Here is an 18,176-nt window from a genome sequence, read left to right on the forward strand (position 1 = left end):
CGCGATGGATCTCGCGTACACGGAGGCGGAGGAGGAGTTCCGGGCACGGCTGCGCGCGTGGCTGGCCACCGTACTGCCCTCGCTGCCCGCGAAGCCCGCCCCCGACGACTGGCCGGGGCGGCGCGCGTACGACACCGCCTGGCAGCGGATGCTGTACGACGCCGGCTACGCGGGCCTGCACTGGCCCGTCGACGCGGGCGGACGGGGTGCCACCCCGACCCAGCACCTGATCTTCCTGGAGGAGACGGAGAGGGCCGGCGCCCCGTACGTCGGCGCCAACTTCGTCGGACTGCTGCACGCCGGGCCCACCATCGCCGCCGAGGGAACCGCCGAACAGCGGACGCGCTGGCTGCCCCCCGTACTGCGCGGCGACGAGATCTGGTGTCAGGGGTTCAGCGAGCCCGACGCCGGATCGGACCTCGCCGCGCTGCGGACCCGGGCGGTGCGCGACGGCGACCACTACGTGGTGAGCGGCAGCAAGATCTGGACCTCGCACGCGGAGGTCGCCGACTGGTGCGAACTGCTGGTGCGCACCGACCCCGCGGCCCCCCGGCACCGGGGCATCACCTGGCTCGCCATGAGGATGGACACCCCGGGCGTCACCGTCCGCCCGCTGCGCACCCTCGCGGGGTCCACCGAGTTCGCGGAGATGTTCCTCGACGAGGTGCGGGTGCCGGTCTCCCACCGGGTCGGCGCGGAGAACGACGGCTGGCGGGTCACCATGGTCACGCTCTCCTTCGAACGCGGCACGGCCTTCGTCGGCGAGGTCGTCGCCTGCCGCCGCACCCTGGCCGCCCTGGCCGCCCGGGCACAGGCCGACGGATGCTGGGACGACCCGGTGCTGCGCCGGCGACTGGGCAGGCTGAACGCCGAGTTCCGGGCGCTGTGGCGGCTCACCCAGTGGAACGTGAGCGAGGCGTCGGGGCCGGGCCCCGACGGGCGCGGCAAGGGCGCGTCCGGCACGGGCGGCGTACCCGGCACCGGGGGCTCGGTCTTCAAACTGCGCTACTCGCACGCCCGCCAGGAGCTGTACGAGACGGCCGCCGAGGTGCTCGGCGCGGACGCCGCCGATCTGGACCGCGAATGGGTCCTGGACCGGCTCTCCTCGCTCTCGTACACGATCGCCGCGGGCACCTCGCAGATCCAGCGGAACATCGTCGCCGAGCGGATACTCGGCCTGCCGAAGGGGCGCTGAACCGGCCATGGACTTCCAGCTCTCGGACGACCAGCGGGCCCTGCGCTCGGGGATACGGGACATCCTCGCCGGACGCTTCGGCAGGGACCGGATGCGGGCGGCCCTCGACGCGGGCACGGCGGTGGACCGCGGGCTGTGGCGGGAGCTCGGCGAGGCCGGGTTCTTCGCACTGCGGCTGCCGGAGACGGAGGGCGGCGCCGGGCTCGGGCTGCCCGAGGCGGTCCTCCTCTTCGAGGAGGCCGGGCGGGCGCTGCTGCCGGGGCCGCTGATCGCCACGCACCTCGCGGCGGGGGCCGTGAAGGGCGCGGCGGAGGGGACGGCGGTGGTCGCCGCGCTGGAGCCGGGCCGGCCGGTGGAACACCTGGGGGACGCGGACGCGCTGCTGGTGCTCGGCCCGGAGGGGGCGTCGGAGCCGGCGCCGGGCCCGGAACGGGCGTACGCCGTGACGGGCGGGGAACTGCGGGACCTCGTGGGCGGGGCCGCCGAGCCCGTACGGTCGCTCGACCCGTTCACCCCGCTGTGGCGGATCACCGCCCCCGCCGGAGCGTCCCACGAGCGGCCGTCCGGCGAGCTGTTGCCCCGCCGGACGGTCCGGTGGCGTGACGAGGGCGCCCTGCTCGCCGCCGCCGAACAGCTCGGCAGCGCCGCCCGCACGACCGAGACGGCCGTCCAACACGCCGGTGAACGCGAGCAGTTCGGCGCCCCTGTCGGATCGTTCCAGGCGGTCAAACACCTGTGTGCCGACATGCTGGTCCGGGCCGAGTTGGCGCGCTGCGCCGTCTACGCGGCGGCCGTGACCGCGGACCCCGTGGAGATCGCCGGGGCCAAGCTGCTCGCCGACGAGGCGGCGGTCCGCAACGCCCGCGACTGCCTCCAGGTGCAGGGCGGCATGGGCTTCACCTGGGAGGCGGACGTCCACCTGCATCTCAAGCGGGCCTGGCTGCGTTCCGGCCGGTGGATCGGGGCGGCGGCGGCCGAGGAACGACTCGCGTCGGATCTGCGCAGAGGCGCCGGGACGCCGCGCTGAGACCGGCACCGGGGTTCCGCACCGGGGCGGCGCGGGGTTCCTCGCCGACGCCGGACTCGGACTTGTGCTGAAACTGTCTCGGATCCGTGCCCGGTCCGGTCGGGATTCGTGTCGGACGGTTCGAATCCGTGCTCGAGTCGGTCGGGTTCCGTGAAGAATCCCCGTCCCGCAGATACGTGCGAACGCGGTTCGCGGAGAGGTGACGGAGGGGCGCCGGGCCTCACGGTACGGAGTCACGCGGTGCGTTCGGCCGTCTCGGGAGCGGGGTCCGTGCCCGCGGGAGCATTCGTCACGGGGCGGAGTCGGCGGTCACCTCGGGTACTCTCCGTGGGGTGCGAGAGGTTCTGGAACCGGGTGTACCGGACGATCCGGGAGTTGCCCGCGTGGCGGCTCCGGACCGGAGGGGGCAGTCGGCCCGCGTTCCGGGTGGTGACACCGGTCCCGCCCGGCAGATTCCCGAGACCTCCACGCGCTTCTGTTCGACTCCCCGCAATGTGCGTCGCACAGTATGTACCACGCGTACTCCTTCGCGCTGGAATATGCCCGAAGCGCTTGTTGCGGTGACTGTACGTCAACCATGCTGTCGCGTACGGGAATCACGTTCCGTGACCCCGAGGAGGCGCGAGGCGATGTGTCCGCCGGTTCGGATGGTGTGAGCGGTGCAGGTGCTTCAGGTTCAGCTGGAGGTCGGTCCGGATCCCGCAGAGGTCGGGCGGGCACGCAGATGGGCGCGGTCGAGACTGATCGGGTCGGGGATGAGGAGTGACGAGCCGCTGGCCGAGACCCTCATCCTGCTGATCTCGGAGCTCGTCACGAACGCGGTGGTCCACACGGGCTGCCCGGCCGTGCTGCGCGTGCTGTTCGGCTGCGCGGGCGGGTCCGGCTCCGGGACGGTACGGGTCGAGGTGGCCGACGCCAGTTGCCGCCCGCCGCAGCAGCGCCACGCGCTGGGCGAGGACACCGGCGGCCGCGGACTGGAACTGGTCGACGGCCTCGCCGACCGCTGGGGCTGGCAGCCGGAGGGCGCGGGCAAGCGCATCTGGTGCGAGGTCGACCGGGAACCCCCGCTGGTCCAGGTCGTCCCCCTGCACCCGGGCGGCCAGGCGCTCCGGACTCCCTCGGGGGCGAAGGACACCCACACGCGCGCGGTCCACGGCACGTCGTGCGTGGGCGGTACGCCCTGCGCGGGCGGTTCCTCGTGCGTGGGCGGCGTCGGCGGCACGGGGAGCACGGACCGCAAGGCGCATGAGTCCCCGCGCGCTGTCACGCGACGTGCATAAAGGTTAAAGCAGTGGTCCCGAGGGGCGGTTGGGGCCGAACGGAGCCCTTCGGGCCGCGCCGGGGCCGGGTCCCGAGGGGCCCGGGTCACAGCACGGCGACCGGGGCGACCGGGGTGCCGGTGGCGCCGACGAACGGTTCGGGCATCGCCGACAGCAGGAAGGCGTAGCGCTTCTCCTCCGCACAGGCCGTGGACAGTGTCTCCAGGTTCCAGTTCTGGCCCTGGAGCATGCCCATCTCGACCAGGTCCAGCGCGTGCACGCCCAGCCACAGGTCCTCGATCTCGGGCGGGAAGATCTCGAAGGTCAGGGTGTCGTTGGCGACCGCCGCCACGTCGCGCGCGCGGAACCACTCGGGTGTGCGTATCGAGAGGCCGGGCGAGGGGTAGGCGTACGCGGGCCTGTCGCCCGTCAGATAGACCCGTACCTGCCCCGTCCGTACGAGGACGATGTCGCCGGAACGGACCCGTACCCCGGCCAGGTCCTCCGCCGCGTCCAGGTCCTCGGGGGTGACGGCGTGGTCGCCGGGCAGCCGGTCCACGCCGTGCGCGCGGGCCACGTCGAGGAGGATCCCGCGCGAGACGAGGTGCGGCACCTTGTCGATGCCGCTGAACCGCGCGCCCTCGTGCGGGGTGATCGTGTCGGCCGGGCGGCCGTTGTAGATCCTCCCGGAGTGCGAGGCGTGGGTGAGGGCGTCCCAGTGGGTGGCCGTCTGGAGGCTCAGCACGGCCGAGTCGTCGCTGGTGGCGACGGTGCCGGGGCCGAAGAGCTCCTGGTTGATCTGGACCATGGTGTGCAGCGGGTTGATCCTCCCGGGGACCAGACCGCTCTGCACGCCGTCCTGTTGGAGGGGGAGCGCGAGCGGGACGCGTCGCCCGGAGCGGACCGTGGCGGCGGCGTCCCGTACGACGGAGTCGGTGATCAGGTTGAGCGTCCCGATCTCGTCGTCGGCGCCCCAACGTCCCCAGTTGTTCACGCGCTTGGCGATGTCGTGGAACTCCTCCGGCAGTGACACGGCGCCTCCCGGGGCTTGTGTTCGCGGACCTGATGTCCCATAGAATCTAACGGTCCGTCAGAAACTGCGGGAAGGGGCCGGGCATGGGGAACTTCTTGGCAGGCAAAGTGGTGGCCGTGACGGGTGCCGGTCGCGGCATCGGACGGGCGGTCGCGATCGCGGCGGCGGCCGAGGGCGCCCGGGTCGTCGTCAACGACTACGGCGTCTCCATCGACGGCGGCGAGCCGGGCAGTGAGGTGGCCGAGTCCGTCGTCAAGGAGATCGAGGCGTTCGGCGGGCAGGCGGTGGCCGTCGCCGACGACATCTCCACGATGGCGGGCGGGCAGCGGATCGTGGACACGGCGCTCGCGCGGTACGGCCGGATCGACGGGGTCGTGTGCGTCGCCGGCATCCTGCGCGAACGGATGCTGTTCAACATGTCCGAGGAGGAGTGGGACCCGGTCGTCGCCACCCATCTCAAGGGCACCTTCACCGTCTTCAGGGCCGCGTCGGCGGTCATGCGCAAGCAGGACGACGGCGGCACGCTCATCGGATTCACCAGCGGCAACCACCAGGGCAGCGTCGCCCAGGCCAACTACAGCGCCGCGAAGGGCGGGATCATCTCGCTGGTACGGAGCGCGGCCCTCGGTCTGCACAAGTACGGCGTCACGGCGAACGCCGTCGCCCCGGTCGCCCGCACCCGGATGTCCGCCAACGTGCCCATGGAGCTCAAGGAGATCGGCGAGCCGGAGGACGTGGCGGCGCTCGTCGTCTACCTGCTCAGCGACCGGGCCCGCAAGGAGCGGATCACCGGCCAGGTGTACACGGTCGCCGGGCCGAAGATCGCGGTCTGGGCGCAGCCGAGGGAGCTGCGCGCCGGGTACGCGGAGGGCCCGTGGACCCCGGAACGGATCGCCGACTTCCTGCCGGGGACGGTGGGCACCGACCCCATGCCCATGCTCGCGCAGCTGGAGGAGATGGCAGCGGCGGCGGCCGCCAAAGCCCGGCCGAACGCCTGACGGGACCTTCCAGGACGTTCCGGGGACCCCACTTTCGCGGGCGTTCCCCGGCGTGGACCGCACCGGCGCGGACCCCACCGACGCGCTGTCCGGCCCCGGTGCGCGGGCGCCGGGTGGCCCCCTCGCTCCGTACCCGTACGCAGGAGGCAACGTGGACTTCACCCTCGGCCCGGACGACACCGCCTTCCGTGCGGAGGCCCGCGCCTGGCTGGACGAGCACCTCGTCGGCGCGTACGCGGCGGCGGCCGGCACCGGTGGGCCGGGCAGCGAGCACGAGAGCGTCGACGTCCGCCGCGCCTGGGAACGCGAACTCGGGCGCGGCGGCTGGATCGGCCTCGGCTGGCCCGACGACGAAGGCGCAGGAGACGGGGACGGCGACAGAAACGGCGACGGGTACGGGAACCGGCGGGCGAGCCTGACCCAGCAGGTCGTCTGGGCGGAGGAGTACGCCCGCGCCGCCGCACCCGCCCGGGTCGGCCACATCGGCGAGAACCTCCTGGCCCCTACGCTGATCGCCCACGGCACCCCCGAGCAGCGACGGCGCTTCCTGCCCGCCGTAGCGCGCGGCGAGGAGCTGTGGTGCCAGGGCTACAGCGAGCCCGGCGCCGGATCCGACCTCGCCGGGATACGGACCAGCGCCGTCCCCGACCCCTCACACGGCGGCCACCGCGTGACCGGGCAGAAGATCTGGACATCGCTCGCCCGGGAGGCCGACTGGTGCTTCGTGCTGGCCCGCACGGAGCCCGGCTCCCGGCGCCACCACGGCCTGTCGTTCCTGCTCGTGCCGATGGACCAGCCGGGCCGGATCGAGGTGCGGCCGATCCGCCAGATGTCGGGGACCAGCGAGTTCAACGAGGTCTTCTTCGACGGGGCGCACGCCGAGGAGTGCGTCGGCGGCGAGGGCAACGGCTGGGCCGTCGCCATGGGGCTGCTGGCCCTGGAGCGCGGCGTCTCCACGCTCGTCCAGCAGATCGGATTCGCCGCCGAGCTCGAACGGGTGGTGCGGGGCGCCGTGACCACCGGAGCCGTCACCGACCCGGTGCTGCGCGACGGCCTCGTCCGGCAGTGGGCGGAGCTCAAGGTCATGCGCTGGAACGCCCTGTGCACCCTGGGAGCCGTCGGCGACCCCGGCGCGCCCAGCGTGGCGAAGCTGCTGTGGGGCGGCTGGCACCAGCGCCTGGGCGAACTCGCCGTACGGATCAGGGGCGCGGCCGGGGCCGTCGGCCCGCACGACTGGACGCCGGACGTCCCGTACGAACTCGACGAGACGCAGCGGCTGTTCCTGTTCACCCGGTCCGACACCATCTACGGCGGCTCGGACGAGATCCAGCGGAACATCATCGCCGAGCGGGTGCTCGGCCTACCGAGGGAGTCGGGATGAGAGGCGTCGTCTTCGACGGCAGTCGCACCGAGGTCGTCGACGATCTGGAGATACGGGAGCCGGGGCCGGGCGAGGTGCTGGTGGCGGTGGCCGCGGCCGGGCTGTGCCACAGCGACCTGTCGGTGATCGACGGGACGATCCCGTTTCCGTCGCCGGTGGTGCTGGGGCACGAGGGCGCGGGCGTGGTCGAGGCGGTCGGCGCGGGCGTCGGCCATGTGGCGCCCGGCGATCACGTGGCCCTGTCGACGCTGGCCAACTGCGGGGCGTGCGCGCAGTGCGACCGGGGCCGGCCGACGATGTGCCGCAAGGCGATCGGAATGCCGGGGCGGCCGTTCTCCCGGCGGGGCGAGCCGCTGTACCAGTTCGCCTCCAACTCGGCCTTCGCGGAACGGACCCTGGTCAAGGCCGTGCAGGCCGTGAAGATCCCGGCCGATCTGCCGCTCACCTCGGCGGCCCTGATCGGCTGCGGGGTGCTGACCGGGGTCGGGGCCGTGCTCAACCGGGCGAAGGTCGACCGAGGCGACACGGTGGTGGTGATCGGCACCGGCGGCATCGGGCTCAACGTGATCCAGGGGGCCCGGATCGCGGGCGCCCTGACGATCGTCGCGATCGACGCCAACCCGGCGAAGGAGGCGGTGGCCCGGCGCTTCGGCGCCACGCACTTCCTGACCTCGGCGTCGATCGACGGCGTACGGGAGATCCTGCCGCACGGTGCCGACCACGCCTTCGAATGCGTGGGCCGTACGGAACTGGTCCGCACCGCGATCGACCTGCTGGACCGGCATGGGCAGGCGGTCCTGCTGGGGGTTCCGGCGGCGACGGCGGAGGCGTCGTTCCTCGTCTCGTCGATGTACCTGGACAAGTCGATCCTGGGATGCCGCTACGGATCCTCGCGCCCGCAGCGGGACATCGCGCTGTACGCCGAGCTGTACCGGGAGGGCAGGCTGCTGCTGGACGAACTCGTCACCGAGACCTACCCGGTGGAGGACTTCGCCAAGGCGGCGGACGACGCGCACCACGGCCGGGTGGCCCGGGGGGTACTGGTCTTCTGAACCCGGTGGTCCGAACGAGGCGGACCTCGGTCTCGTCCTGCCGGGCCCGGGTCCGGGTCCGGGTCCTGTCGGTTCCGCGCGGCCCGGTCCCGGGTTCGTTTCTGCCGGTACTTGGTTCGGTCTTGTCGGTCCCGGGTCGATCCGGGTCCTGTCGGTTCCGTCAGTTCCGCGCGGCCCGGTCCCGGAACGTGCGTCGGTACGCGCTGGGGGAGACCCCCAGTACCGCCTGGAGGTGCTGTCGCAGCGAGGTGGCCGTGCCGAAGCCCGCGTCGCGCGCCACCTGGTCGATCGACAGATCCGTCGACTCCAGCAACTGCCGTGCGCGCTCGACCCGTTGGCGGGTCAGCCACTGCACGGGACTGATCCCGACCTCCTCCCGGAAGCGACGGGTGAACGTCCGCACGCTCATCGACTCCTGCCGCGCCATGTCGCGGAGCTGGATCGGGTGCTCCAGCCGGCCGAGTGCCCAGGCGCGGGCGGTGGTGGTGGTCGCCAGCCGCGCCTCCGGCACGGGCCGTTGGATGTACTGCGCCTGCCCGCCGTCCCGGTGCGGCGGTACGACGGTACGGCGGGCGACGTCGTTGGCGACGGCGGTGCCGTGGTCGCGGCGCACGATGTGCAGGCACAGGTCGATCCCGGCGGCGACCCCGGCGGAGGTCAGGACGTCCCCGTCGTCGATGAACAGGACGTCCGGGTCGACCCGGACGTCCGGGAACAGCCGCTGGAAGTGGTCGGCCGATGCCCAGTGGGTGGTGGCCGGGCGCCCGTCCAGATACCCGGCCGCCGCCAGCACGTAGCTGCCGGTGCAGATGGAGACCATCCGGGTGCCCGGCCTGATGTGCGCGAACGCGGCGGCCAGCTCGTCGGTGAGCCTGCCCTGCGTGTACACGGGGCCCAGCTCGTAACTGGCCGGGATCACCACGGTGTCGGCCGTGGCCAGGGTCTCGGGGCCGCGTTCGACGGTGATCGTGAAGTCCGCGTCCGTACGGACCGGGCCCGGCGGGCGGACGGAACAGGTCACGACTTCGTAGAGCTTGCGGCCCTTGTTGAGCGGCTCGGAACCGATCGAGCGACCGAAGATCCTTTGCGGGATGCCCAGTTCGAAGGGAAGCAGCCCATCGAGGGCCAGGACGACGACTCGGTGCGGCATGGACGGACTCCCTTCGACTCTAGCTGGTATAGACCACAAGCTGACGCATGTCACTCCCGTGAAGGCAAAGTCGGCGAGGCGCCCGTGCATTCCCGCCGAGGTGAGAGTGGGCGCGCCACCCGGTTCGTCCCTTTCGGCAGGTCCGGGACCGGGCGGTGCGGGGCCGGGACCGGGCGGTGCGGGGCCGGGCGGGCACCGGCGGGGACCGGCCGACCTGGGTGCCCCGGAGGTGCTGCCGGCCGGGCGTTGGTCAACATGGCGGTGGCGGCGGTCCTGCCGCCAACCCGGCCGATTCGGCGGCTGGAGCAGATCGGACGAGGGCGGTACGGATGATGCCGATGGTTTCGCGGATGACGGCCGTTGGCGCGGCGGGGCTGACCGTCGCCGCCGGGCTCGGGGTCAGGGCGGTCGCCGACGGTGACATCGCCAAGTACGCCGGGGACGCGCTCTACACCGTGCTGATCTGCGCCCTGGTCCTCGTGGCTGTGCCCCGTACCCGGCCGCTCGTCGTGGCCGGGACCGGGCTGGCGCTGAGCTGGGGGGTCGAACTCCTGCAGCTGACCGGCCTGCCGGCCGACCTCTCCCGGCACAGCGCGGTGGCGCGGCTGGTGCTCGGGTCCACCTTCAACGCACCGGACCTGTTCTGGTATGCGGTCGGCGCCGGGTTCGCCTGGGCCGTGACGGCTCTGGCCCGTCGCCCCATTCGCTCCGCTCGTTCTGCTCCGCTCCTTCCGCCCGGCCGGCGGAGGTCGGCCGCGGACCGGTGAAACAAAGCCGTGGGTGATGGCCCGATCCTTGCGAACCGTGTCCCTGCGGCCAGTGGCCCGGCCTCGGGCCGGCCCTGATGCTGGCTGACGTGACCCAGACGACCGACAGCACCGCCGAGACCGGGGGCGACGACGGCCGGGAGACCGGCCCCCCGCTCCCCGGGCACCCGTCCCCGGCCGGTGGCCGTCGCACCCCCCGCCCGAACGCCCGCGGTCTCCGCCGCGTCGTCCCCGTCCACCGGGCCTGGATCGTCGCCGCCGTCACCTTCGTGACGATCATCGGCGGAGCCGCCTTCAACGCCCTCCCCGGTCTCCTCATCGACCCGCTCCACACGGAGTTCGGCTGGTCGCGCGGGGAGATCGGGCTCGCCGTCTCCATCGACATGGCGCTGTACGGGCTCACGGCACCGTTCGCCGCCGCACTGATGGACCGTTTCGGCATCCGCAGAGTGGTCGTGGTCGCGCTCGGCGCGGTGGCGGCCGGGGCGCTGGCCAGCGTGTGGATGACCGCCTCCTGGCAACTGATGATCTATTGGGGGCTGCTCGTCGGCTTCGGCACCGGCTCGATGGCGCTGGCCTTCTCCGCGACGGTCACCAACCGGTGGTTCGTCGCCCGGCGTGGGCTGGTCACCGGTGTCCTCACCGCGGCGGGCGCCTCCGGCCAGCTGGTCTTCCTGCCGCTGTGCGCCTGGATCGTCGCCGAGCACGGCTGGCGCCCCGCCTCGGTGACCGTGGCGCTCGCCGCCCTGGTCGTCATCCCGTTCGTCTGGTTCCTGCTGCACGACCACCCGGCCGACGCGGGCCTCGCCCCGTACGGCGGCACGTACATGCCCAAGCCCCCGCCCGCGCGCGGGGCGGCGCGGCGGACGGTGCGCGTGCTGTTCGACGCGGCGCGCACCGGGCCGTTCTGGCTGCTCGCCGGTACGTTCGCGATCTGCGGGGCCTCGACCAACGGACTGATCCGCACGCACTTCGTGCCCTCGGCCCACGACCACGGCATGCCCATCACCGCCGCCGCCTCGCTGCTCGCCGTCATCGGGGTCTTCGACATCATCGGCACGGTCTTCTCCGGCTGGCTCACCGACCGATTCGACGCCCGCCGCCTCCTCGCCGTCTACTACGCGCTGCGCGGCATCTCGCTGCTCTTCCTGCCGATGCTGATGGCGCCGACGGTGCACCCGCCCATGATCCTCTTCATCGTCTTCTACGGTCTGGACTGGGTCGCCACCGTCCCGCCCACGCTCGCCCTGTGCCGCGAGCAGTACGGGGAGGACAGCGCCATCGTCTTCGGCTGGGTCCTCGCCTCCCACCAGGTGGGCGCGGCGCTGGTGGCGTTCCTGGGCGGTGTGGCGCGCGACGTCTTCGGCTCCTACGACGTGGTCTGGTACGCGTCGGGCGCACTGTGCGCGACGGCCGCCCTGATGGCCCTGGTCATCCGACGCCGCCCCGCCGGGTGGGAGGCCGGGGAACCGGTCACCGGCTGAACCGCCCGAGGGACAATCGGCGGGTGGCCGGGGCGGGCATCACGGTCCGGGCACCCGACGCGCCGTCGGGGGCCGCAACGGACTCGTGCCGTGTGCAGGGGACGACGACATCGGCGGGGTGAGGTTGTGGGAATGGTCGAGCGGCTGTGGGCGGCCGGAGAGATGCCGTACGGCGATGCGCTGTACCGGCCGGACGACACCGGCTTGGAGCTGCATGTGGAGGGTCCCGGGGCCTACCACCCGGACGCCGGCCGGCCGATCCCCTTCCGTCTCGGAGGGCCGGTCGACGTGGCCCGGCTCATCAAGGAGAGCGGTACCACAGAGGCGGACCCCCACTTCGAGAGCCCGATGTTGGACGGAACGGGATGGATGTGCGGCGGCGGCAGCGGGATGGGAAACGTCGGTTACCTCGCCCGTCTCGGCACCGACCACTCCTTGCGGTGGGTGGCCGTCATGTGGAACTCCAACCCGTTCGTGGAAGTGCACTACGAGGGAGCGACCGCCGTTTTCACCAACGACTGGGGGAACCACCTGACCCTCGACCTCGGCGATCCCGCTCTCGCCTGACCCCGCAGGTCTTGCTGTGCCGTCTTCGTAGAACGAGGGCGTCCACGAGGTTGTGGACGGGCGACGCCCCGCTCACGTGCTGAACCGGCCGAACTTCCCCCGGTGGAACAACAACGGGCTGCCCCCGTCCGCCGAGTCCGTCGTCGCCATGGCCCCCAGCGCCTCCACCCGGCCGACGACGATCAGATGGTCGCCCCCGGTGTGGACGGCATGGATGCGGCAGTCGATCCAGGCGGGTACGCCGCCCAGCAGCGGTGACCCGGTCACCGGGGCCGGCTCGTACGCCACCCCCGCGAACTTGTCGGCCCCGCTCACCGCGAAGCTCCGGCACAACGCCTCCTGGCCCGCCCCGAGCACGTTGACGCAGAAGGCCCCGGCGCGGGCGATGCGCGGCCAGGTCGTGGACGTGCGGGCGACCATGAACGCGACCAGGGGCGGATCGAGCGAGAGCGAGGCGAACGACTGGCACGCGAAGCCCGCAGGCCCCTCCGGGGCGCCGCCGCCGTCGCCCGGGTCGTGCGCGGTGACGATGGTGACCCCGCTGGCGAAGTGACCCAGTACGCGGCGGAATTCCGCCGGGTCGACGGGGGCTCGTTCGTCCTCCGCGACCGCCCGCAGATCCGGGCGCGGCAGCGGATCGACCGGCGCCGGACCGGTACTGGTGGCGGCGCCGACGGATCTGAGGTACCGGACGGCGGTGGCGGCCATTCCTGCGTGTCCCATCACACACCCATTGAAACTGACTGTACGTCAGATCGGAAGGGGTGGGGGCGGCGAATCCGGACGGAACAGCAGGACTACTCTCGCTCCGGAAACGCTTCGGAGAAGCTCCAAGCCGCCCGGAGCCGCTTCGGTCCGGCCTGGGCGGCGGGCGAGTGCGGCGGCGCGGACAGCACGGGGGAGGGGAGGGCGCGTGTCGACGCGTACCGGGGGAGGTGCGAGACCGGCCGTTGCGGCATGGACGATCTGGAGCGGTCGGCCGATCGCGGCGAGCGCGATCACCCAGTTCATGCTGGTCCTGCTGGCCGTGGAGATCGCGGGGATCGTGGAACTCGCCTTCCCGGCTCCCGCTCCGCCGGACGACCCGGCAGTCGTACTGCTGATGGTGCCGTTCCTGCTCTGCTTCGGCGCCCCGTTCTTCCTGGTGGCGAGCCTGCTGGTGGTGCTTCCGACCGTCGCGGCGGCGTGCTGGGCGAGTGCCCGGTTCACCGGCCGCGAGGTGTGGTGGTGGGTCCCGGCGACCGCGCTGGTCCCGGCCACGGTGGGCGCCGCCGTGGCAGGCATCGCCTGGCATCCGGCCCCGGGGTCGCTGTTCCTGTGCTGGACAGTGGGCGCGGCGCTGCTGACGGCCACCGCGCTCGTGGCCCGCGGGGTCGTGCTGCGGCGCCGTCGGTTGAGAGGAGTGGTTGGCTGGTGCGTGGTGGCCGCCGTGGCCGTGTACGGGATCGGCGCGGGCCTGTACGGCACCGGACTGGTCACGGAGTACCGCCCGCCGAAGGTCGACACCGCCCGGCTCGCCGGAACCTGGACCGACGGCGGGGGCGGCACTTTGCGCCTGGCCGCCGACGGCACGGCACACGCCGACGCGCTGGCAGACCCCGAGGAAGCGCGGTCGGAACCGGCGAAGTTGGTCCCCGCGAAGCACCGTTGTTCGGGGCGTGGCACATGGAGTTACGAAGCGGGTGACTCCACGACCTGGGGGCAGCGCGTACGGCTCTGGGTCGGTGGCTGCCCCGACTACGACGCAATCGGCGGGTGGCGGATCGGCGGTACGCCGGACCGGATCGAAATCAACTATGAGTACGGAGACCCGGATTCACCGGACTGGTACACGCTGACCACGCACTGATCGCCCGCTGATCACTCGTCGGCCGGCTGGTCAGCCGCCGGTGGCATACGCCAGGAAGTCCGCCCAGGCGGTGGGGGAGAGGGAGAGGTGAGGGGCGTCGGTGTTCTTGGAGTCGCGGACGTGGACGGTGTGGGGTGCGGTGGCGACTTCTATGCAGTCGTGGCCGTTGCTGCTGTCGCTGTGGCTGCTCTTGAACCAGGTCGGCTCGGAGCTGTTCTCGGCAGAGGCATTACGGATCACGATTCCTCCAGCACTCGTTGGTACATGTCGGTTGGGTGATCCGCCTCGCCCCCGATACGGGGGCGAGGCGCGGGTGCTGCGCAGATCAAAGCTTGGCGGCGTACGTCATGAAGTCGCTCCAGGCGCCGGGGGCGACGGTGAACAGCGGGCCCGGAACGTTCTTGGAGTCACGAACATGGACGGTGTGAGGGCTGGTGGCGACCTCGATGCAGTCGTGGCCGTTGCTGGTGTCGCTGTAGCTGCTCTTGAACCACGTCAGCTCGGAGCCGTCCCATGTAGAGGCATTCCGCGTCATGTTTCCTCCAGCATTCGCTTGATGAAAGCCAGCGACTCCCGTGCGCTGAGAGCCTCCGATCGGATGATGCCATAGCGCAGTTCGAGGATCCGTAGCTGCTTCGGGCTGGAGACGGGACGCCCCCCGAACTCGTCATCGATACGTCCGACCGCGGTGCCATCCCCGAACTTCAGCACTTGGATCCGCCCACCCGTCCCAGGGTGGTTCCAGCGGGCGATCGGCATCACCTGGATTTCCACGTTGCGCAACTGTCCCAACTCCAAGAGGTGCTCCAACTGCCTGCGCTGAACCAGCTTGCCCCCGGTGGGGCGCCTGAGCGTCGACTCTTCCTGGACAAAGCTCAGCTCGGGCGCGGGAGCGCGGTCGAAGATGGAACGTCGGGCCATCCGGGCGGCCAGCAGGCGCTCCAATTCGTCTTGAGAATAGGCGGGACGTCTCGTCATCAGAAGGGCTCGGGCGCACTCCTCGGTCTGGAGCAGGCCGTGGGTGCTGTGGCTGCCGTACGACAGCAGCTCCACCGCCCGCGCCTCCATCCGAGCCAGATCCCGGATCTTCTTCGGGTACCGGACCTCCGCCACGTCCGCCTTCATGGCGGAGATCAGCCCGTCTGCCCTCAAGGTCCTGTCGGCCTTGTCCAGATACTCCGGGCGTGGAATCCGTTTGCCCGCCTCGACCTTGTAGACCTGGTCCTCTCCGTACCCGATCGCGAGGCCGAATTCGGCCGCCCGCATCCCCGCGGCTTCTCGGCGCAGCTTCAGCTGCCGCCCCACCGTGGCGACGACCGCCGCGCCGGACTCGTCATCGGGATCGACCTCCCAACCGGGCTCGTCCGTATCGGTCCCGGACCGTTCCGTACCGTCAGCATCCACCCGCATCCGCGCCACCTCCGCCATGCCCTCGTGTCATCGTCATCGCGACGGCCATGTCTGTTCGTACGCACGCTCCGGACAGCCCCGACAGCTCCGGACAAGCGGCGGACAGTTACCGTACGCATTCGCCTGATCACTGTTCAGCGTAGATCGGTGCGGCGAGGCTGAGTGGTGTGAAACAAGAAATCACCCTCCCTCAACACGACGGTGCTGTCCGCGCGTTCGCCGTGCTGCTCTCGTCCACCCGCCGAGGTGCCAGGCTGGCCCGGCTGCTCGCCGCGACGCAGTTGGACGAGTGGGGCGTCACGTCGCGGGCGGAGGCCGCAGCCCAGATCGTGGCGGAACTGGCGGCCAATGCCGTGGCCCACGGCCGGGCGCGGGGGAGGGACTTCCGGCTCGGGCTCGCCCTGTACGGCGGTGGCGCGGTGTTGCGCGTCGAGGTGAGCGACGCACGGGGCGAGCGCCTGCCGCCCGAGCCGGGGCACACGCTGGTACCGGACGCCGACCGCGAGTCCGGGCGCGGGCTGCTGATCGTCGAGGCGCTGGCGGACCGTTGGGGCGTCAGCCCGGGGCCCTTGCCCTGCAAGACCGTCTGGGCCGAACTCGATCTCGACCTCGCCCCCGCGCCGTGACCGGGGCCGGTCACCGCGACCGGGATCGGCCTGCCTGGCCCTCCGACCGCCGAGCGGTGCGTGAGCGAATATCCGTGCGATCACGCTCTCGCCGTCCCGTCACACGCTCGGCTGAACCAGGCCAACTGAGCTGGAAATAGGCCTGGTTGTCGGGCATATGCTCGCCAGGCGAACAGCTTCGGGGACGCGACGTCGCCGGCAGAACGCGACACGGCCTTCCAGGCATATGCGGCCCGGGACCGTCCGCGACGTACCTCCGGACGGGCCGTCACTCGCCGTTCCTCCGCCCCGCACATGGACCCGTAAGCCCGTCGGTGGCCCGTGCGTCTCCACCGGGCCACGCCCTCCGATCGTTTCAAGCAACCCCAAGGAATCCGTATGGTCAGCTCGTCCCACGAGGCGATGCACCGCATCTTTCAGGAGTATCCCGGGCTCTTCTCCCGTGTCTCCGAGGTGCTGGGGATCTCCATCGGCTCCCCGGCCTCGGCCACCGTCATGCCCACCGACCTCACCGAGAACCGGCCACTCGAACGCCGGGTGGACACCCTGCTGCGGATCGACATGGAGGACGAGGACCAGTCGTACCTCCTGGCGATCGAGGCTCAGGGAAAGAAGGATCCGGAGAAGCCGGTGAGCTGGATGTACTACCTGTCCCACTTGCAGGCCAAGTACAGGCTGCCGCCCATGCTGCTGGTCGTCTGTCAGGACCGGGCGACCGCCGAATGGGCCGCGCGGCCGTACTCCGTCGGACATCCGGAGGCGCCCGTACTCACCCTGCGCCCCCTCGTCGCGGGCCCGCACAACATGCCGGTGATCAAGGATGTGGCCGAGGCCCGGAAGGACCTGGCGCTGGCCACCCTGGCCGCGATCACACACGCAGGCGATTCGGACATCGGTGTCATACTGAAGACGCTGTCGACCGCTCTGCGGGATGTGCCGGAACCCATTGCTGATCCGATCGTCGAACTCATCGCTCAGGGCCTGGGCAAGCGCCCGGCCGCACAACAGTGGAGGAACCTGGTGGCCGTGGATCTTTCGTTCTACAAGTCAGCGCTTTCGGAGGAGATCCGGGACGAGGGCCGTGCCGAGGGCCGAGTTCAGGGGCGTGCGGAGGGTCGCGCGGAGGGGCGTGCGGAGGGGCGTGCCAAGGGCCGCGCCGAAGGGCGTGCGGAAGGTATCGCGAGGAGCGTTCTACTTCTGTTGGGGCAGAGTGGCGTGGCTGTGTCGGCTGAGGCACGTGAGCGGGTCATGAACTGCACGGATGTTGACAAGCTGAGTCGTTGGCTGTTGCGGGCTTCGAGCGCCTCCACCGTTGAGGAGGTCTTCGCCGAGAAGTAGGGGACCGAGGCAGGGGAAGCCGATCGGGCCCCTCGTGGCCGCGGGGGGTCCGGCACGATCGCCGCCGGACCCCGGGGCCTCACCGCCCCCGGTACTTCGGCGCCCGCCGTTCCATGAAGCCGGTCACGCCCTCGGTGGCGTCGTGCGTGGTCATGTTGATCTCCTGTGCCATGGCCTCCGCCGCGAAGGCCGTCGCCCTGTCGGACTCCAGCGAGGCGTTCACGAGCTGTTTCGTGAGGGAGATGGACCGGGTCGGGCCCTCGGCCAGCCGTTCGGCCCAGGCGCGGGCCGCCGTCGCCAGCTCCCCGTCCGGTACGACCCGGTTGACCAGGCCCAGGCGTTCGGCGTCCGCCGCGCGGAGGGAGTCTCCGAAGAACATCAGCTCCTTTGCTCGCTGCGGTCCGATCAGGCGCGGCAGCAGATAGGCGCCACCGCCGTCCGGTACGAGCCCGCGGCGGACGAACACCTCGATGAACTTCGCCGACTCGGCGGCCAGCACCAGATCGCAGGCGAACGCGAGGTGGGCGCCGATGCCCGCCGCCGTGCCGTTGACCGCCGCGATCACTGGCTTCTCGCAGTCCAGGACCGCGGCGATCAGGCGTTGTGCGCCGAGCCGGATCGTCCGGGCCACGTCCCCCGGAATCCGGTCGCCGGGCGCGCGGGTGCCCGGGGCGGAGGAGCCCGTCGCCGGGGAGCCGCGCAGGTCGGCGCCCGCGCAGAAGCCGCGGCCGGTGGCCGTGAGGACGACCGCCCGGACCGCCGGGTCGGCGGAGGCGTCGGCGAGCAGGGCGATGACGCGTTCCCGCTGGTCCCAGGTGACGGCGTTCATCGCCTCGGGGCGGTTGAGCGTGATCCACGAGACTCCGTTGTCAGTGGTGTGGAGTACCAATGAATCGAGCGGGTCGGCCGGCGAGGTCGGACCGGTTCGTTCGGCGTGCTCGGCGTGCTCGGTGCGCTGATCGCGTTCGGTGGGCTCGGCGGTGTCTTCGGGGGAGGACGGCATGAGGCAGCTCCTTGGCAGGTGGTGGGGTCGTGCGCGA

The 18,176-nt window shown here is 71.7% G+C and carries 19 protein-coding genes; 12 read left to right on the top strand and 7 right to left on the bottom strand.

Annotated elements, in window-relative coordinates:
* The first annotated feature begins 4 nt into the window (after window positions 1-4).
* The 3 genes from AB0E67_RS26485 (at window position 5) to AB0E67_RS26495 (ending at window position 3,502) form a co-directional block, all read left to right on the top strand.
* Complete coding sequence (locus AB0E67_RS26485; RefSeq protein ID WP_362031146.1) at window positions 5-1,195, top strand: acyl-CoA dehydrogenase; 1,191 nt, start codon at window positions 5-7, stop codon at window positions 1,193-1,195.
* Between the two features lie 7 nt (window positions 1,196-1,202).
* On the top strand, window positions 1,203-2,222 hold the full coding sequence (locus tag AB0E67_RS26490; RefSeq protein ID WP_362031148.1) for an acyl-CoA dehydrogenase family protein: 1,020 nt from the start codon (window positions 1,203-1,205) through the stop codon (window positions 2,220-2,222).
* A 659-nt stretch (window positions 2,223-2,881) separates the two neighbouring features.
* Window positions 2,882-3,502: an ATP-binding protein gene (locus AB0E67_RS26495; RefSeq protein ID WP_362031150.1), complete on the top strand. Its 621-nt coding sequence runs from the start codon at window positions 2,882-2,884 to the stop codon at window positions 3,500-3,502.
* Window positions 3,503-3,587: 85 nt separating this feature from the next.
* Here the strand turns inward: AB0E67_RS26495 and AB0E67_RS26500 are convergent, their stop codons facing one another.
* Entirely contained in the window at window positions 3,588-4,514 is a 927-nt protein-coding gene (locus AB0E67_RS26500) for a cyclase family protein (protein WP_362031152.1), read from the bottom strand.
* A gap of 83 nt (window positions 4,515-4,597) precedes the next feature.
* Between AB0E67_RS26500 and AB0E67_RS26505 the strand changes: the two genes are divergently transcribed.
* From AB0E67_RS26505 to AB0E67_RS26515, 3 genes are all read left to right on the top strand, one after another.
* Entirely contained in the window at window positions 4,598-5,512 is a 915-nt protein-coding gene (locus tag AB0E67_RS26505) for an SDR family oxidoreductase (RefSeq protein ID WP_362031154.1), read from the top strand.
* 151 nt (window positions 5,513-5,663) lie between these two features.
* A complete protein-coding gene (locus tag AB0E67_RS26510; protein ID WP_362031156.1) occupies window positions 5,664-6,893 on the top strand; it encodes an acyl-CoA dehydrogenase family protein in 1,230 nt (409 codons plus the stop codon).
* Window positions 6,890-7,945 (top strand): Zn-dependent alcohol dehydrogenase, encoded by a 1,056-nt coding sequence (locus tag AB0E67_RS26515; RefSeq protein ID WP_362031158.1) that lies wholly within the window; start codon window positions 6,890-6,892, stop codon window positions 7,943-7,945. The genes AB0E67_RS26510 and AB0E67_RS26515 overlap by 4 nt, the downstream gene beginning before the upstream one ends.
* 160 nt (window positions 7,946-8,105) lie before the next feature.
* Here the strand turns inward: AB0E67_RS26515 and AB0E67_RS26520 are convergent, their stop codons facing one another.
* A complete protein-coding gene (locus tag AB0E67_RS26520) occupies window positions 8,106-9,095 on the bottom strand; it encodes a helix-turn-helix domain-containing protein (RefSeq protein ID WP_362031160.1) in 990 nt (329 codons plus the stop codon).
* 350 nt (window positions 9,096-9,445) lie between these two features.
* Here AB0E67_RS26520 and AB0E67_RS26525 point away from each other — a divergent pair, with 350 nt between their 5' ends.
* From AB0E67_RS26525 to AB0E67_RS26535, 3 genes are all read left to right on the top strand, one after another.
* Window positions 9,446-9,862 carry a DUF2809 domain-containing protein gene (locus tag AB0E67_RS26525; protein ID WP_362031162.1) on the top strand — a complete coding sequence of 139 codons (417 nt, stop codon included), beginning with the start codon at window positions 9,446-9,448 and terminating at the stop codon, window positions 9,860-9,862.
* 89 nt (window positions 9,863-9,951) lie between these two features.
* On the top strand, window positions 9,952-11,346 hold the full coding sequence (locus AB0E67_RS26530) for an MFS transporter (protein ID WP_362031164.1): 1,395 nt from the start codon (window positions 9,952-9,954) through the stop codon (window positions 11,344-11,346).
* A gap of 132 nt (window positions 11,347-11,478) precedes the next feature.
* Window positions 11,479-11,913 (top strand): hypothetical protein, encoded by a 435-nt coding sequence (locus AB0E67_RS26535; protein WP_362031166.1) that lies wholly within the window; start codon window positions 11,479-11,481, stop codon window positions 11,911-11,913.
* A gap of 72 nt (window positions 11,914-11,985) precedes the next feature.
* Here the strand turns inward: AB0E67_RS26535 and AB0E67_RS26540 are convergent, their stop codons facing one another.
* On the bottom strand, window positions 11,986-12,621 hold the full coding sequence (locus AB0E67_RS26540; RefSeq protein ID WP_362031216.1) for a flavin reductase family protein: 636 nt from the start codon (window positions 12,619-12,621) through the stop codon (window positions 11,986-11,988).
* A gap of 205 nt (window positions 12,622-12,826) precedes the next feature.
* Between AB0E67_RS26540 and AB0E67_RS26545 the strand changes: the two genes are divergently transcribed.
* Window positions 12,827-13,762, top strand: coding sequence for a hypothetical protein (locus tag AB0E67_RS26545; protein ID WP_362031168.1), 936 nt, complete (start codon window positions 12,827-12,829; stop codon window positions 13,760-13,762).
* 30 nt (window positions 13,763-13,792) lie between these two features.
* Here AB0E67_RS26545 and AB0E67_RS26550 read toward each other — a convergent pair whose 3' ends face one another.
* The 3 genes from AB0E67_RS26550 to AB0E67_RS26560 form a co-directional block, all read right to left on the bottom strand.
* Window positions 13,793-14,002, bottom strand: a complete 210-nt coding sequence (locus AB0E67_RS26550) for a DUF397 domain-containing protein (protein ID WP_362031170.1) — start codon at window positions 14,000-14,002, stop codon at window positions 13,793-13,795.
* Between the two features lie 85 nt (window positions 14,003-14,087).
* Window positions 14,088-14,297 (bottom strand): DUF397 domain-containing protein, encoded by a 210-nt coding sequence (locus AB0E67_RS26555; protein ID WP_362031172.1) that lies wholly within the window; start codon window positions 14,295-14,297, stop codon window positions 14,088-14,090.
* The gene (locus AB0E67_RS26560) at window positions 14,294-15,172 is read right to left on the bottom strand and encodes a helix-turn-helix transcriptional regulator (protein WP_362031217.1); all 879 of its coding nucleotides are present in this window, start codon (window positions 15,170-15,172) and stop codon (window positions 14,294-14,296) included. Before AB0E67_RS26560 ends, AB0E67_RS26555 begins: the two co-directional genes overlap by 4 nt.
* Before the next feature lie 167 nt (window positions 15,173-15,339).
* On the opposite strand from AB0E67_RS26560, the gene AB0E67_RS26565 reads away from it, so the two are divergent.
* Entirely contained in the window at window positions 15,340-15,798 is a 459-nt protein-coding gene (locus tag AB0E67_RS26565; protein WP_362031174.1) for an ATP-binding protein, read from the top strand.
* 378 nt (window positions 15,799-16,176) lie between these two features.
* Window positions 16,177-17,136 (top strand): hypothetical protein, encoded by a 960-nt coding sequence (locus AB0E67_RS26570; protein WP_362031176.1) that lies wholly within the window; start codon window positions 16,177-16,179, stop codon window positions 17,134-17,136.
* 79 nt (window positions 17,137-17,215) lie between these two features.
* Here AB0E67_RS26570 and AB0E67_RS26575 read toward each other — a convergent pair whose 3' ends face one another.
* Window positions 17,216-18,139, bottom strand: a complete 924-nt coding sequence (locus AB0E67_RS26575) for an enoyl-CoA hydratase-related protein (RefSeq protein ID WP_362031178.1) — start codon at window positions 18,137-18,139, stop codon at window positions 17,216-17,218.
* Window positions 18,140-18,176 lie beyond the last annotated feature (37 nt).

The sequence above is a fragment of the Streptomyces sp. NPDC032161 genome (assembly GCF_040636995.1).
Lineage (GTDB): Bacteria > Actinomycetota > Actinomycetes > Streptomycetales > Streptomycetaceae > Streptomyces.

Coding starts and splice junctions, on each gene's coding strand:
- AB0E67_RS26575 (WP_362031178.1), bottom strand. CDS start 18,139: ATGCCGTCCTCCCCCGAAGACACCGCCGAGCCCACCGAACGCGATCAG.
- AB0E67_RS26485 (WP_362031146.1), top strand. CDS start 5: ATGGATCTCGCGTACACGGAGGCGGAGGAGGAGTTCCGGGCACGGCTG.
- AB0E67_RS26570 (WP_362031176.1), top strand. CDS start 16,177: ATGGTCAGCTCGTCCCACGAGGCGATGCACCGCATCTTTCAGGAGTAT.
- AB0E67_RS26560 (WP_362031217.1), bottom strand. CDS start 15,172: ATGCGGGTGGATGCTGACGGTACGGAACGGTCCGGGACCGATACGGAC.
- AB0E67_RS26525 (WP_362031162.1), top strand. CDS start 9,446: ATGACGGCCGTTGGCGCGGCGGGGCTGACCGTCGCCGCCGGGCTCGGG.
- AB0E67_RS26515 (WP_362031158.1), top strand. CDS start 6,890: ATGAGAGGCGTCGTCTTCGACGGCAGTCGCACCGAGGTCGTCGACGAT.
- AB0E67_RS26535 (WP_362031166.1), top strand. CDS start 11,479: ATGGTCGAGCGGCTGTGGGCGGCCGGAGAGATGCCGTACGGCGATGCG.
- AB0E67_RS26505 (WP_362031154.1), top strand. CDS start 4,598: ATGGGGAACTTCTTGGCAGGCAAAGTGGTGGCCGTGACGGGTGCCGGT.
- AB0E67_RS26540 (WP_362031216.1), bottom strand. CDS start 12,621: ATGGCCGCCACCGCCGTCCGGTACCTCAGATCCGTCGGCGCCGCCACC.
- AB0E67_RS26555 (WP_362031172.1), bottom strand. CDS start 14,297: ATGACGCGGAATGCCTCTACATGGGACGGCTCCGAGCTGACGTGGTTC.
- AB0E67_RS26490 (WP_362031148.1), top strand. CDS start 1,203: ATGGACTTCCAGCTCTCGGACGACCAGCGGGCCCTGCGCTCGGGGATA.
- AB0E67_RS26520 (WP_362031160.1), bottom strand. CDS start 9,095: ATGCCGCACCGAGTCGTCGTCCTGGCCCTCGATGGGCTGCTTCCCTTC.